We start from the raw sequence: 10,789 nt of genomic DNA on the forward strand, positions 1-10,789 counted from the left end.
GCAATCAACTGTTCGATACTCATAACTTTTTTTATTTCTATTTTATCTTCAAATTTGGAAATATATTGAGTGTATAAAGCTCTTGCATCATAGAAAAACAATTGACGATCTTTAACATCGAATGCCTCGATATTTACAGTAATATGACTTCCCATATCTTCTTGAGCAAACATCCGAGAAGCAAATTCAAATATCTCAGTGAATAATAGAAGGGTGCTTATTATTTCTAAACCCTTTCCATTGACTTTAGATTGATAGTAATCCTCCATAGATTCTTCGTACATTGCTTTATAATACACAAATTGCCCGCTCTTAAAAAATCTGAAAAATTCATTATAATGCATAGATTTCTCTGATGTTTGTACAAATCTATTTCCATTATCAAGAGTCGAAATATGTGGAAAGTCCCATCCTCTTAGACTTAACTTATTTTTATACAATCGATCTGTACATTCAGATAAAGTTTCTATTCTATTTTCTTTATAGTGTGTTGGTTTAATTGTGATTTTCCAGTAACCTGCTTTCTGAATATTTCTGAATATTTCGTTGTTCTCTATTCCATCTAACTCAGCTTCATACATAATTGAAGAGTTATCATCAGTTATTTGTAATCCACTATCTCGTACTCTTGTATAGAATTCCTTTATCCCTTTATTTATTGCTGTATTAATTAATTCTCTCATTTCAGACTGTGATTTAATGATTGCTGACTCTGGTTTTGACTTAGAACGAGAAAAAATAGCACCCTCGGTTAAGTTTTCATCACCATTTTTCTTACAAATAATCGGTATTTCTTCGAATTCTGGTATTCTGAATAACCAAAATTTTTTCCCGCTCTCTTCAACTGGATGCATTTGAAATGATATAGGAGGATCTGCAAACTTATTTACTTGTACTACAACATCATCGTAGTTAATTTTTTGGAAATGTTCTAAGTCCATTCCGCAGAGTTTTTCTTTTTGTAGTGTTTTATTGTCATCAATTCCTAGAACTAAATAGCCTCCGTCTTTAGTATTACTCATAGAAAGAATGCATTTTACAATCTTTGCTTTGTGTTTAGGGTCTGCCCAGTCATAGCTCTTTTTAAATTCAATATTTCTTGTTTCTCCTCCAACGTTTAATAGCTCTAGTATTGTCTCGTACAAGTTTAGTTCCCTCCATTTTGTGAGTCATTATTGCTTGCTGTTAAACAATTTTTAGCTTTGTTCACACGCAAAATTATCTTTATCCCGATCCATCTTGTCCTGATAAGCAGGGTGATCGCTCGGAACTCCATCTGGATACATAGTTCTAAGATCCGTACAATTCGCAAAATCTGTTTGTACTACTTCGGCAGCGGCTTCTTCTTCCTCTTGTGCAATGCGCTCTTCTTCGGCTTTTTCCTCAGCTTCTTTTTGGGCAGCTAGTTCAGCAGCTTTCTTCTCTTCTGCCTTTTTCTCAGCAGCGCGTTTGGCAGCTTCTTTTTCCTCTGCTTTCTTTTGAGCTGCAATCTTAGCTTTACGTTCACGTTCTTCTTTAGCTTTTTCTTTTGCTTCAGCCTCTTTTTTAGCTTTGTCATCAGCTATATTTTTTTCTTCAGAGTCCTCTGCTTTTATTGTCTTGATTTGCTCGGTTTTAACGGGATCAGCCTTGTCTTCATCATCATCCCCATCAACTATTCCAGAGAGGAGCGAGAAGTAGATCAGTGAAGCGACTAACATTTTCCATACTTTACCGCTTCGATACCCAGGTATCTTTCTGTACCATGGACGAGCGGGTAACAATATCTTTTTTTGTCTTTCAATCAGCCTTGCGACTTCTTTTCCTTCCTCATCACCTACAAAAATCGTAAGAATAACCGTTTTTTGATGTCGATAGGTACGATCATTTTTACGATCGCTCTTAGATAGTTCGTTGGGGATTTGGTTCCAGTGATAGTGAACTAAAAGCTCGACGGACTGTTGGTGAAGGATGTAAAAATAAAGACCTTCTTTTTCCGTAGCAACAACATAGAATGGATCACTGTAAGTAGTAGACTTCGCTTTACCTAATGTGACGAATCCTTTTGGATGAAGTCGATCGAATTCATTCAGTGGAAACGGACGACGGGTAGACATGATTTTTCCTCTTCATGGCAATCTGTTGTATGGATAAAAGAGACGTCGCTTAAAGCTGCGTCTCTTTTCCACTTGTTCAGCTAACTAAGTTATTTCGTAGGAATCTCAACTGTATAGCGTTCTGCTAACGGTTCAAACGTTTCGTCATTTGGACTATCGACTATAAATTTGACGTTTGTAATTTTGTTTGGCGCGGCACTAGCGATAAAAATAACGGTTCCTTTTTTCTTTACCTTGCCAATATACTCTCCACCTACATCTTCTGATAGGACCATCGAAGCATCAATTTGCTCGGCAGTATTGGTTGTTAATTTGGCTTGGTTCGGATGGAAGTTGATCGTTGCGTCACTTGTATTTTCTGCTTCCACCTCGAAAACAATCAATGTAAGTTTCTCTTTGCCATCAAACAAATCTAAATACTGTTTTGATGGTTTGAAGTCCGAGGTTTGGACTTTATTAATTTTAAAAATGATTGGTCCTAAGTTCGTAGAAATGTTTAATTTCTTATTCGTAAAGTAATTAATCTTTGTTCCGAACTCTGACTTTTCTACTTTAGGAGTTTCCTCTTTTTTTACTGAAGCCTCTTTAGCTCCATTTTCTTTCTCTTCTTTTTTCTCAACTTCTGCTGTGGAGGTAGCTTCAGCTTTCTTTGTTGATGAACTTTCCTCTGCGCAACCGGTCAGCAACATAGCAGCGGTTAATGATGTTCCCATAATAAAACGTTTCATTGATGATTCTCCCTTAAAATGCGTTACCCTTTATTTTATCAATTTAAGAACAAGAGGAATAACTTTCCTTTTAAGAAAGAGGGAAGAAATGTGATTATTCGTCCGACAGATTTCGACAAAAAATAGTTAATATTGTCGAAAAGTTTTCATCATAAGAGAAGGATGTCAACTTGTAAAAATAAAACAGTTCCTTCATAATGAAAAATAGGAACATAAGTTCTTGTAAAAGGTGGGGGATAGATGGATAGCATGTGTACTAAAAAAGTAATCTTGAAAACCAATGAAGGATTCGAAGGACTTAGAGGATTTTGGAGTGACGAACTAGAGGCTTATGTAATGTTTCGTAATAAAGATATTATGGTTGCTGAGGAAGTTGAATATTGGCATCCTAAATTGGATAAATTTAAAGACACAGCCGATTAAGCTGTGTCTTTTGCAATACTTTCTTTTGCTAGTAAAAAAATAAAATATACCATTATTATTTGCTTTTATAGAGAAAATTATTTTTCTGTACTATTTGATTTAAAAGAGGATTCAGTCATAGCAAGATTAACTTGATCACGCATATACTGGATGATTTTATCGATTTTTTGTTGATCTAGAGATTGAAGTTCTTCCTCAGAAAAATTCATTCCAATCAGCTTATTAGTGATTGATACTTGTTCAATATAGTTAGTAAGCGTATTTTCAGGTCTGTCTACTCGACCGACCAAATAGTCAACAGTTACACCAAAAGTATCAGCTAATAACACTAGGGTAGACGGATCTGGCTGTCGTTTACCATTTTCGAATCTAGATAAAGTTGCTGGGGTAATACCAAGTTTTGCAGCGGTATCATCTTGTGGCCATCCACGGTTTAAGCGTAATTCTTTTAGACGATCTCCTCTAAATGCTTTCTCCATAATCATCATCTCCATAATCAATTATCTCCTTTCAATATAGCACTTTTGCCAAAACGGAAAATGTATATTACCGAAATGGAAATAAGGTATTGACTATTACCTTATTGGTAAGTTAAATTGAATATACAAGTTACCGAATTGGTAATAAGAGAAGAGGTGAAAGACAATGGGAGATCCTCAAATTGATTTATCCAGATTGAAGCTGGCTCGGAAAGAGCGTAACCTCTCACTCAAGGAAGTTGCTAAAATTACAGGCTATGAGTCAGCTGCGACAATCAGTAGAATCGAGTCTGGAAAACGTGGAATCAAATCAACACTTCTAAAGAAATTATCAACGTTGTACGGAAAGCCGTTAGATTATTTTTTTGTTGATTGATTACCGAATCGGTAATTATAACTATCTAAACTACTTTTACCCGATTTCTAAAACTGAAAATCATGAAGGAGCGAACAAATGAGCCAACTCACTAAAGTATTTAATGGCAACAACATCCGGATGGTTGAAGAAAAAGGAACTCCGCTATTTGTCGCAGTAGATGTCGCCTTTACTCTGGGATATCAAAAACCGAATAACGCAATCAATCGTCACTGCAAGGGTGTCACCCTGAAACGGGGCATCACAGATTCGTTAGGTCGAGTTCAAGAAATGCGTGTCATCCGAGAATCAGATGTCTATCGACTTGTGATCAACTCGAAGTTACCTGCTGCTCAAGATTTCGAAAACTGGATCATGGAAGATGTTCTACCTTCAATCCGCAGAACGGGATGGTATGAAGTGCCAAAAAACATCCCATTCGCTGAATTATTTCAAGCGACCGCTCAACTACTCGAGAAACAAGAGGAAACGGAGAGCGCAATCACGGTGCTCACAGAAAAAATTGATCTACGCACGACTCTCGACCACGGACAACAATTGGCGATCGAACAAGCCAAGAAACGTCGAGCGGAAGAACTATGGAGAGAGTTGGTCGAAAAGCCATCTGATTTGTATGACACGAAAGGCAAACTCTACGGTCGTTTCGGAAGCGACATCAAGCGTGCCTTTGCCGTCTCATCCTATCGTGACATCCGCCAGAACCAATTCGAAGAAGCGCTCTCATACGTTAAGCATTGGCGCCCGGCGCTCATCTGAAGAAAGGAGGAAGGTCATGTTATTCAACGAGCAAGAATTCAAGCGCATGATCGCGGATGGGATTGCAGAGTCACTCGCAGCCATCGCTCGTAAACGCGAATATCTGACGATTCCGGAAGTATGCGAGGAACTACGCTGTAGCCGCAGCATGATTGACAAACAGATCCGAGAGAATGGATTACCAATCACTCGAGTCGACGGCAAAATCATCATCCGTCGTGAACATCTCTACAAATGGCTCGACGAACGTGTCGAGAGTACAGACTGGAATTACATCATGGGAGGGGAAAAACGACATGCCACTCTATAAGAATCTTGATGAACTAGCCAATACACTGGTGGATCGGTTCCACGAGAACCCGACACTCTTACCGCTTCTCAACGTCGAGGACGTCGTCTCGAGCATCTTCGTCGATGTGATGCGGGAGATGGTCGAAGAAGCAGAACCCGACGCGTTGGTCCAGTTCAAGCAGATGGTCAAGAATGACCCGATCATCGCGATCGACGCCGTCAACAAACAGCATGTCCTGCATCTGATGGAAGACACGTTCGACATGCATCTGCTTCAGATGGATCCTCCGAACAAGCTGAAATGAACGCATACGTCATCTATGGCTTCGGCTTGATCGCTTTCAGCATTGCCTTCGGTGGCGTCGGGTTCGACGTCCTGAAGAATCGTTCGGAAAGGAGGTGAACCAGTTGTCACCAGAGCTCGTCTACATGGCAGGCGTCACTTGGCTCTTCGTCATGATCATCGCGCCACTTGCATGCGTCTTCCTCCGTTGGCTCGAACGAGAACCGGAAGACGCAAAAAATGCCATCACTCAAGAGAGCGATGACACACTTTAGCCTAGGAACTCTAGTGTATCACGCTCCGGACAGGAGGGAAACCATGAGAGTCATACAAGTTAGCCGCACACGAGCGGAAGATCCGCATGAGGTGATTCGGCAGGAAGCAGAGACGATCCGTCATTTCATCGAACAACTCGACGTCCTCTTCCCGAATGCGCTACCGGAAGGGTCAGCCGCATGGAGCGCCTTGAACGCCATCCACACCGCGTCGACGCGGATCACGGAAGCAAATGAACGTACACGAAACGTGTCACAGAAAGCACTGGGGTGAATTACATGTCCATCATACGCATCAAGAAGGAAGACAACTATGTCGTTCTCGACAAGACGCTCCTGAACGAAAAGACATTGAGCTGGAAAGCAAAGGGACTGCACAGCTATCTCATGGGATTGCCGGACGACTGGAAGGTCCGGGAGACGGATCTCGTTAATCGTTCGAGTGACGGAAGAGCGAGCACGCGATCAGCCATCAAGGAACTGACGGACGCTGGTTATATCAAGCGCGTCCCTGTCCGAGAGAAAGGCAAGTTCAAGGAATGGGAGTTCGTCGTCCATGAACGCCCGGTGTTCGCAAGCGATCCAGAAGAACCGGATACCGACGAGGGACGAAATGAAGAACCGGATGAACCGGAGGGAGAACCAAGCCCACCAGAATGCGAAAATCAGAAACTGGTCCCACCAGAATCCGATTTTCCAAAAGTGGAAAAACCAAAAGTGGAAAATCGAACACTACTAAGTATTGAAGGTACTAAAGAACCAAAAGAACTAAAAGATTTAGTAGTAGTAGACGCGGGCGCGGAAGACGCACTGACGAAACTGATCGACTTCTACCGAAAGAACATCGAACCACTCGCGCCACCGTTCACGATCGAGAAGATCGAGGACGACGTCAAGAGTTATGGCGCCGAGCTGGTCCAGTTCGCCATCGAGACAGCGACGCTCTCGAACGTCCGCAAGTACACCTATATCACCGGCATCCTGAAGACCTGGGCACAAGCAGGCGTCCAGACGGTCGAGCAAGCGAAGAATCAAGCGAACCAGTTCCGCGAACGACAACGGACCCGTGGTGGAAATCGACGTCATGCATCGTCCGGCATGAAGGAACCGGAATGGCTCGCGAAAGAGAAGGCGAAGCAACAAGCGCACGAAGCGAAGCAGAAGGAGGCGTTCACGTCAGACGTCCCTGACGACGAAGAGGTCGCGGCACTCCTTCGATCGCTCGAGACACCGGAAAGGAGTTGAGCATCCCACACATCATCGAACGGCTGACGACTGAGCATCTCCGGAAGCTTCGGTACGCGCTCGGTCTGAACAAACGGAAGAAGCCGTGGCGAAACTACTACGGATCGATTGGCGCGAACGCCGACTGGGAGCACTTGTGCACCCTCGGCATCGCTAGACGGTCTCCGAGTGCTACGAAACACGTCACCTATACCGTGACCTTTGAAGCGGCAAAGGCACTCTATGGCAAGCCGATGTCACGGAACTACTTCGACAATTGCCTAGACGAGACAGGAGGGAAAGGGCATGAACCTATTCGACGCCATGAAAGAAATCGTCGCCGGAAGCATCCGCTCAGCCGAACTGGATATCAAGGGCGGTACGATCCGGATCACACTTGAACCGGATGGATATCTGACGAAGCACGTCCGTCATTACGGCAATGACAACTTCTATCGTGCAGCCTATCAAGGATTTTCACCGGAAGAATGCCAAGCAGATTGGAACGTCACTCGGAATTCATGATGTCTCGAGGAGGAACAGGATGCGGATCAAGTTGACAGACACGGATGAGGCACGACTGGATCGTCGCATCGCGGAGCATGAGAGCCGCGGTGCACGGTTCCTTGGTAAAGAACAGTATCTCCACAACAAGAAGGAGTTCGCGACCGAACACTACACCGGTCGCAAGCGATACGTCAGTAGTCACGGCAATACCCGACACACGGCATATATCGAGTTGCCGGAACGGGAGAAAAAAGGAGGGGTGACATGAAGACGCTCGTCTTCCGGAAACACACGCTCGAGCACGAGCAGATTTTGCTCATCTCGAACCAGATCCGTCGGCATACTCTGGTCGACGGGAAGCTCGTCAAGGTCGAGGAAGGACTACGACCGATCACGACGGCGTTGATGCTATCGTACGAACGACGCGAGTGGACGCTCGAAGGGCGTGCCCTCGAGGAACACGAGGTAACGGCACGATGGCCAAGCGTCGAGCACGCATAAAATACAGCGGATCAAGACCCCAGTTGTTCGAGCGTCGCGAGAAGAGCCAGTACATAGTGCTGTACATCCCGGACGCACCACAACATGAGACGCAACGCTTGATCAAGGAAGGGTGGAGACCGCTGAGACTCTAACACGAAAGGGAAGACGGCACAGGATGGAATTCATCGCACATAAGTTGACCAAAGCACAACGGACGTTGGTCGAGAACAAGCTGAGAAGCCTGTTCACGCTCCCGTCCCGCATCGAGTCACTCAAGGCACGGAGCGCACCGTCCATCACGGCTGGGTATCAGGCAAGCGAGGTACAACGCAACACGAGACCGTCGAGCAACGTCGAGAAGGCGGTCATGCTACTCGAACAACTTCGGCAAGCGGAAGCAGAACACCGGCTCTTGCTCCGGATCAGGGAGGAACTCGAGGAGACCGATCCAGACTTGAACCAGATCTGGGATCTCCGATTCCGTCCGAAGTTCAAGTACACGGATAACGTCGTCATCGAGATGATGCGCTACGGCAACCGCAACACCTACTACGAGGCGAAGGACAAGCTACTCGGGACCGTCGCCGACCATTTCGGTATCTGGGAGGACTGACATGATTATCGATTTCAAGCGTTATCGCTACGAACGACTGAAAGAGAAACGACCACGCAGCGTTTCCTTGTTCCTCGCGGACAAGACGCCGAACCCATTCTGGAAGGAGGATGCTAATGAGACACCATGCCAACCGCGGAAAACGGTTCGAGACGATGCTCGAGATGTCAAATCGTCACTACAGACTTAAGAAAGTCGCGCACGTCCGGAAGACCTTTCCGGAAGCAAAGTTCCAGCTCGACAAGGAAGGCAATGTCCGCAAGTACTGGTTCGAAAAATCAGGCGGACTGGACTTCGCTGGGATGCATCAGGGGCGGTACCTCTCGTTCGACGCGAAATCGACGAAGAACGCGACTTCCTTCCCGCTGAAGAACATCGAGACGCATCAATTCGATGAACTCCGACGCATCGAGGATTTTGGCGGCATGGCGTTCCTGTTGATCCACTTCGAGAAACTAGGCAAGACGTTCTATCTCTCGAGCGGCGACGCACTGGACTGGGCGAACCAACGCGAACGCAAGTCGATCCCGCTGAGCTGGTTCGAGGAACAGACGAGCGAGGTCGTCTCGAGGGACGGCGTCCTGCTCGACTATCTGAGTATCGCAACGGAACACTACTAATCATGGAATGGGGCGAATGACATGGAACAAACAACACAACTAGCAGGGCAAGAAGAGAAGAAGGTGACGTTCAACACGCTCTACCGTCTCGTCGAGGACGAGTATCACATGCTCGGCACTGGCGGGAACGGACAACGCGTCATCCTGATCGACATGATGGGCAAGATGGACGCATTGCGTCCGGAAGTCGAGACGGACGAGGAAGCGGTCGTCGGGATGATCTTAGAGGACTGGGAACGACGCTATGAGGAAATGCGCATCCCGCGCTTCCGGAGTGAGCAGGGCATGCTGTTGCGCTTGATCGATACCGCGAAATCTGCGTCATGAAACGTAGACCACCGAAGTCACGGACCGGCTATTGTCCGGTCTGCGGACGTCGGCTCACGACGACGGAAAGCCAAAGGGAAGGCATCGGACCCGTCTGTAAGGAAAAATGGCTGCGGCGACAGACCGATACCGGCAACCAACTCCATCTGGAACTCGAAGGGAGCGATACACATGAATCCTGATCCAATGCTCGAACGCATCCTAGCCGACAAACGCTCGATGACGACGACACAAGTCGCGAAAGGATACGGCATGTCAGCAAGGAAGCTGAACGCTCTCCTCGAGCAAGCTGGTATCCAGCGGAAGGTCAACGGGAGCTGGGAACTCTGTACAGCACATTTGAAGCGCGGTCTCGTCACGATCAACGAATATCCGTTCATGCACCGCAATGGCAGCAGGGATTGCAAGACCACGATGACGTGGACGCCAATTGGTCGGCTCCAGATCCACGACATCATCCAATCACAATCAACCAATCGGAGGGAATCACATGCCACAACCTAAAATCAACCTCAACGAATTCGCGGAAGGCGCATTCGCAGAACGTGTCAACAATGCCTTAAGAGAAGTCTATGCGAATATCGCGGACCTCAACACGGATCCGACAAAGAAGCGGAAGGTGACGATCTCGATGACCTTGTCAGCGGACGAACAGCGTGACCTTGCGATGGTCGACATCAGCGTTAAGACGACGTTGACGCCAGCACGTGCCATCGGTTCGAAGATTATCATCGACGTCGATGGCGAAGGGAACGCAGTTGGTCAAGAACTCAAGTCGAGCATGCCAGGTCAAATGATGATCACGGAGAACGGCGATATCGCGAACGACGTCGGTGTCCCGATTAAAGAGAGTCCAGAATACCCGAACGAAGTCGTCATCGACTTGCGAGACGCACGTTCTTCACGCGCTTAATCCCAACACAACCCACCACAATCAAAGGAGCTGTTCATATGTCATTACTCAAAGACGCATTCAACTGGATTAAGGATCACGGTCAATTCCAAACTACTCAGGTACACGGTCGTATTGTCTCAGACCGCGAACTTTATGCTATCAAGGCACCAACTTCAAGCGCACTTCAGGTTCATACGCTGACGGCACTCGTCGAGTATATCCAAAGCGAGTTCGACACGAACGAACCGCTACTCATCCACATTAAAGACCCAGAAACGGTCACCGTCATGAGCAAACTTAACAATGATCAGAATCGGAATCACTACATCCAAGCTAGTGCCTACGTCCCGTCCTTCCGATTCGACTCGTACTACGATCCGGAAGACATCAATATCTGTCTCTTATACACATCT

General features: G+C 46.1%; 23 protein-coding genes and 1 pseudogene. 20 read left to right on the forward strand and 4 right to left on the reverse strand.

Annotated elements, in window-relative coordinates:
* The 3 genes from F8N00_RS11935 to F8N00_RS11945 all read right to left on the reverse strand — a co-directional run.
* On the reverse strand, positions 1-1,145 hold a 1,145-nt coding region (locus F8N00_RS11935; protein ID WP_421018262.1), incomplete at its 3' end, for a helix-turn-helix domain-containing protein.
* Between the two features lie 51 nt (positions 1,146-1,196).
* Entirely contained in the window at positions 1,197-2,096 is a 900-nt protein-coding gene (locus F8N00_RS11940; protein ID WP_421018263.1) for an excalibur calcium-binding domain-containing protein, read from the reverse strand.
* 89 nt (positions 2,097-2,185) lie between these two features.
* Positions 2,186-2,824 carry a hypothetical protein gene (locus tag F8N00_RS11945; RefSeq protein WP_421018264.1) on the reverse strand — a complete coding sequence of 213 codons (639 nt, stop codon included), beginning with the start codon at positions 2,822-2,824 and terminating at the stop codon, positions 2,186-2,188.
* 240 nt (positions 2,825-3,064) lie between these two features.
* Between F8N00_RS11945 and F8N00_RS11950 the strand changes: the two genes are divergently transcribed.
* Entirely contained in the window at positions 3,065-3,247 is a 183-nt protein-coding gene (locus F8N00_RS11950; RefSeq protein ID WP_421018265.1) for a hypothetical protein, read from the forward strand.
* Positions 3,248-3,324: 77 nt separating this feature from the next.
* Here F8N00_RS11950 and F8N00_RS11955 read toward each other — a convergent pair whose 3' ends face one another.
* Positions 3,325-3,741 carry a helix-turn-helix domain-containing protein gene (locus tag F8N00_RS11955; protein ID WP_421018266.1) on the reverse strand — a complete coding sequence of 139 codons (417 nt, stop codon included), beginning with the start codon at positions 3,739-3,741 and terminating at the stop codon, positions 3,325-3,327.
* A gap of 151 nt (positions 3,742-3,892) precedes the next feature.
* On the opposite strand from F8N00_RS11955, the gene F8N00_RS11960 reads away from it, so the two are divergent.
* From F8N00_RS11960 to F8N00_RS12050, 19 genes and pseudogenes are all read left to right on the forward strand, one after another.
* The gene (locus F8N00_RS11960) at positions 3,893-4,102 is read left to right on the forward strand and encodes a helix-turn-helix domain-containing protein (protein ID WP_421018267.1); all 210 of its coding nucleotides are present in this window, start codon (positions 3,893-3,895) and stop codon (positions 4,100-4,102) included.
* Between the two features lie 78 nt (positions 4,103-4,180).
* Positions 4,181-4,858 carry a BRO family protein gene (locus F8N00_RS11965; RefSeq protein ID WP_421018268.1) on the forward strand — a complete coding sequence of 226 codons (678 nt, stop codon included), beginning with the start codon at positions 4,181-4,183 and terminating at the stop codon, positions 4,856-4,858.
* Positions 4,859-4,874: 16 nt separating this feature from the next.
* Entirely contained in the window at positions 4,875-5,168 is a 294-nt protein-coding gene (locus F8N00_RS11970) for a helix-turn-helix domain-containing protein (RefSeq protein ID WP_421018269.1), read from the forward strand.
* Positions 5,155-5,454, forward strand: a complete 300-nt coding sequence (locus F8N00_RS11975) for a hypothetical protein (RefSeq protein WP_421018270.1) — start codon at positions 5,155-5,157, stop codon at positions 5,452-5,454. The genes F8N00_RS11970 and F8N00_RS11975 overlap by 14 nt, the downstream gene beginning before the upstream one ends.
* Positions 5,455-5,557: 103 nt before the next feature.
* Entirely contained in the window at positions 5,558-5,707 is a 150-nt protein-coding gene (locus tag F8N00_RS11980) for a hypothetical protein (protein WP_421018271.1), read from the forward strand.
* A 43-nt stretch (positions 5,708-5,750) separates the two neighbouring features.
* Positions 5,751-5,981, forward strand: a complete 231-nt coding sequence (locus F8N00_RS11985) for a hypothetical protein (protein ID WP_421018272.1) — start codon at positions 5,751-5,753, stop codon at positions 5,979-5,981.
* A gap of 5 nt (positions 5,982-5,986) precedes the next feature.
* Complete coding sequence (locus tag F8N00_RS11990; RefSeq protein ID WP_421018273.1) at positions 5,987-6,952, forward strand: DnaD domain-containing protein; 966 nt, start codon at positions 5,987-5,989, stop codon at positions 6,950-6,952.
* Between the two features lie 285 nt (positions 6,953-7,237).
* Positions 7,238-7,456 (forward strand): hypothetical protein, encoded by a 219-nt coding sequence (locus F8N00_RS11995; RefSeq protein ID WP_023467940.1) that lies wholly within the window; start codon positions 7,238-7,240, stop codon positions 7,454-7,456.
* A 19-nt stretch (positions 7,457-7,475) separates the two neighbouring features.
* A complete protein-coding gene (locus F8N00_RS12000; protein WP_421018274.1) occupies positions 7,476-7,706 on the forward strand; it encodes a hypothetical protein in 231 nt (76 codons plus the stop codon).
* Entirely contained in the window at positions 7,703-7,939 is a 237-nt protein-coding gene (locus F8N00_RS12005; RefSeq protein ID WP_421018275.1) for a hypothetical protein, read from the forward strand. Before F8N00_RS12000 ends, F8N00_RS12005 begins: the two co-directional genes overlap by 4 nt.
* Positions 7,915-8,073 (forward strand): hypothetical protein, encoded by a 159-nt coding sequence (locus F8N00_RS12010; RefSeq protein WP_156357205.1) that lies wholly within the window; start codon positions 7,915-7,917, stop codon positions 8,071-8,073. The genes F8N00_RS12005 and F8N00_RS12010 overlap by 25 nt, the downstream gene beginning before the upstream one ends.
* 215 nt (positions 8,074-8,288) lie before the next feature.
* Entirely contained in the window at positions 8,289-8,534 is a 246-nt protein-coding gene (locus tag F8N00_RS12015; protein WP_421018276.1) for a hypothetical protein, read from the forward strand.
* Position 8,535: 1 nt separating this feature from the next.
* Positions 8,536-8,724, forward strand: coding sequence for a hypothetical protein (locus F8N00_RS12020; protein ID WP_421018277.1), 189 nt, complete (start codon positions 8,536-8,538; stop codon positions 8,722-8,724).
* Positions 8,651-9,154 (forward strand): Holliday junction resolvase RecU, encoded by a 504-nt coding sequence (locus F8N00_RS12025; RefSeq protein ID WP_082487134.1) that lies wholly within the window; start codon positions 8,651-8,653, stop codon positions 9,152-9,154. Before F8N00_RS12020 ends, F8N00_RS12025 begins: the two co-directional genes overlap by 74 nt.
* Positions 9,155-9,175: 21 nt before the next feature.
* Positions 9,176-9,481 carry a hypothetical protein gene (locus F8N00_RS12030; protein WP_023467945.1) on the forward strand — a complete coding sequence of 102 codons (306 nt, stop codon included), beginning with the start codon at positions 9,176-9,178 and terminating at the stop codon, positions 9,479-9,481.
* On the forward strand, positions 9,478-9,663 hold the full coding sequence (locus F8N00_RS12035; protein WP_144080694.1) for a DUF6011 domain-containing protein: 186 nt from the start codon (positions 9,478-9,480) through the stop codon (positions 9,661-9,663). The genes F8N00_RS12030 and F8N00_RS12035 overlap by 4 nt, the downstream gene beginning before the upstream one ends.
* Positions 9,653-9,985, forward strand: a complete 333-nt coding sequence (locus F8N00_RS12040) for a phage antirepressor KilAC domain-containing protein (protein ID WP_421018278.1) — start codon at positions 9,653-9,655, stop codon at positions 9,983-9,985. Before F8N00_RS12035 ends, F8N00_RS12040 begins: the two co-directional genes overlap by 11 nt.
* Positions 9,972-10,394: a replication terminator protein gene (locus F8N00_RS12045; RefSeq protein WP_421018279.1), complete on the forward strand. Its 423-nt coding sequence runs from the start codon at positions 9,972-9,974 to the stop codon at positions 10,392-10,394. Before F8N00_RS12040 ends, F8N00_RS12045 begins: the two co-directional genes overlap by 14 nt.
* A gap of 38 nt (positions 10,395-10,432) precedes the next feature.
* Positions 10,433-10,789 (forward strand): annotated as a pseudogene (locus tag F8N00_RS12050) (hypothetical protein); the annotation flags it as partial.

Origin of the sequence: Exiguobacterium sp. A1_3_1 (genome assembly GCF_048985645.1) — a bacterium.
In the GTDB taxonomy this organism is placed as follows: domain Bacteria; phylum Bacillota; class Bacilli; order Exiguobacteriales; family Exiguobacteriaceae; genus Exiguobacterium_A; species Exiguobacterium_A indicum.

What these genes read in the sequence shown, in the direction of transcription:
- F8N00_RS11940 (WP_421018263.1), bottom strand. Translation starts at nt 2,096, where the DNA reads ATGTCTACCCGTCGTCCGTTTCCACTGAATGAATTCGATCGACTTCAT.
- F8N00_RS11945 (WP_421018264.1), bottom strand. Translation starts at nt 2,824, where the DNA reads ATGAAACGTTTTATTATGGGAACATCATTAACCGCTGCTATGTTGCTG.
- F8N00_RS11950 (WP_421018265.1), top strand. Translation starts at nt 3,065, where the DNA reads ATGGATAGCATGTGTACTAAAAAAGTAATCTTGAAAACCAATGAAGGA.
- F8N00_RS11955 (WP_421018266.1), bottom strand. Translation starts at nt 3,741, where the DNA reads ATGGAGATGATGATTATGGAGAAAGCATTTAGAGGAGATCGTCTAAAA.
- F8N00_RS11960 (WP_421018267.1), top strand. Translation starts at nt 3,893, where the DNA reads ATGGGAGATCCTCAAATTGATTTATCCAGATTGAAGCTGGCTCGGAAA.
- F8N00_RS11965 (WP_421018268.1), top strand. Translation starts at nt 4,181, where the DNA reads ATGAGCCAACTCACTAAAGTATTTAATGGCAACAACATCCGGATGGTT.
- F8N00_RS11970 (WP_421018269.1), top strand. Translation starts at nt 4,875, where the DNA reads ATGTTATTCAACGAGCAAGAATTCAAGCGCATGATCGCGGATGGGATT.
- F8N00_RS11975 (WP_421018270.1), top strand. Translation starts at nt 5,155, where the DNA reads ATGCCACTCTATAAGAATCTTGATGAACTAGCCAATACACTGGTGGAT.
- F8N00_RS11985 (WP_421018272.1), top strand. Translation starts at nt 5,751, where the DNA reads ATGAGAGTCATACAAGTTAGCCGCACACGAGCGGAAGATCCGCATGAG.
- F8N00_RS11990 (WP_421018273.1), top strand. Translation starts at nt 5,987, where the DNA reads ATGTCCATCATACGCATCAAGAAGGAAGACAACTATGTCGTTCTCGAC.
- F8N00_RS11995 (WP_023467940.1), top strand. Translation starts at nt 7,238, where the DNA reads ATGAACCTATTCGACGCCATGAAAGAAATCGTCGCCGGAAGCATCCGC.
- F8N00_RS12000 (WP_421018274.1), top strand. Translation starts at nt 7,476, where the DNA reads ATGCGGATCAAGTTGACAGACACGGATGAGGCACGACTGGATCGTCGC.
- F8N00_RS12005 (WP_421018275.1), top strand. Translation starts at nt 7,703, where the DNA reads ATGAAGACGCTCGTCTTCCGGAAACACACGCTCGAGCACGAGCAGATT.
- F8N00_RS12010 (WP_156357205.1), top strand. Translation starts at nt 7,915, where the DNA reads ATGGCCAAGCGTCGAGCACGCATAAAATACAGCGGATCAAGACCCCAG.
- F8N00_RS12015 (WP_421018276.1), top strand. Translation starts at nt 8,289, where the DNA reads ATGCTACTCGAACAACTTCGGCAAGCGGAAGCAGAACACCGGCTCTTG.
- F8N00_RS12020 (WP_421018277.1), top strand. Translation starts at nt 8,536, where the DNA reads ATGATTATCGATTTCAAGCGTTATCGCTACGAACGACTGAAAGAGAAA.
- F8N00_RS12025 (WP_082487134.1), top strand. Translation starts at nt 8,651, where the DNA reads ATGAGACACCATGCCAACCGCGGAAAACGGTTCGAGACGATGCTCGAG.
- F8N00_RS12030 (WP_023467945.1), top strand. Translation starts at nt 9,176, where the DNA reads ATGGAACAAACAACACAACTAGCAGGGCAAGAAGAGAAGAAGGTGACG.
- F8N00_RS12035 (WP_144080694.1), top strand. Translation starts at nt 9,478, where the DNA reads ATGAAACGTAGACCACCGAAGTCACGGACCGGCTATTGTCCGGTCTGC.
- F8N00_RS12040 (WP_421018278.1), top strand. Translation starts at nt 9,653, where the DNA reads ATGAATCCTGATCCAATGCTCGAACGCATCCTAGCCGACAAACGCTCG.
- F8N00_RS12045 (WP_421018279.1), top strand. Translation starts at nt 9,972, where the DNA reads ATGCCACAACCTAAAATCAACCTCAACGAATTCGCGGAAGGCGCATTC.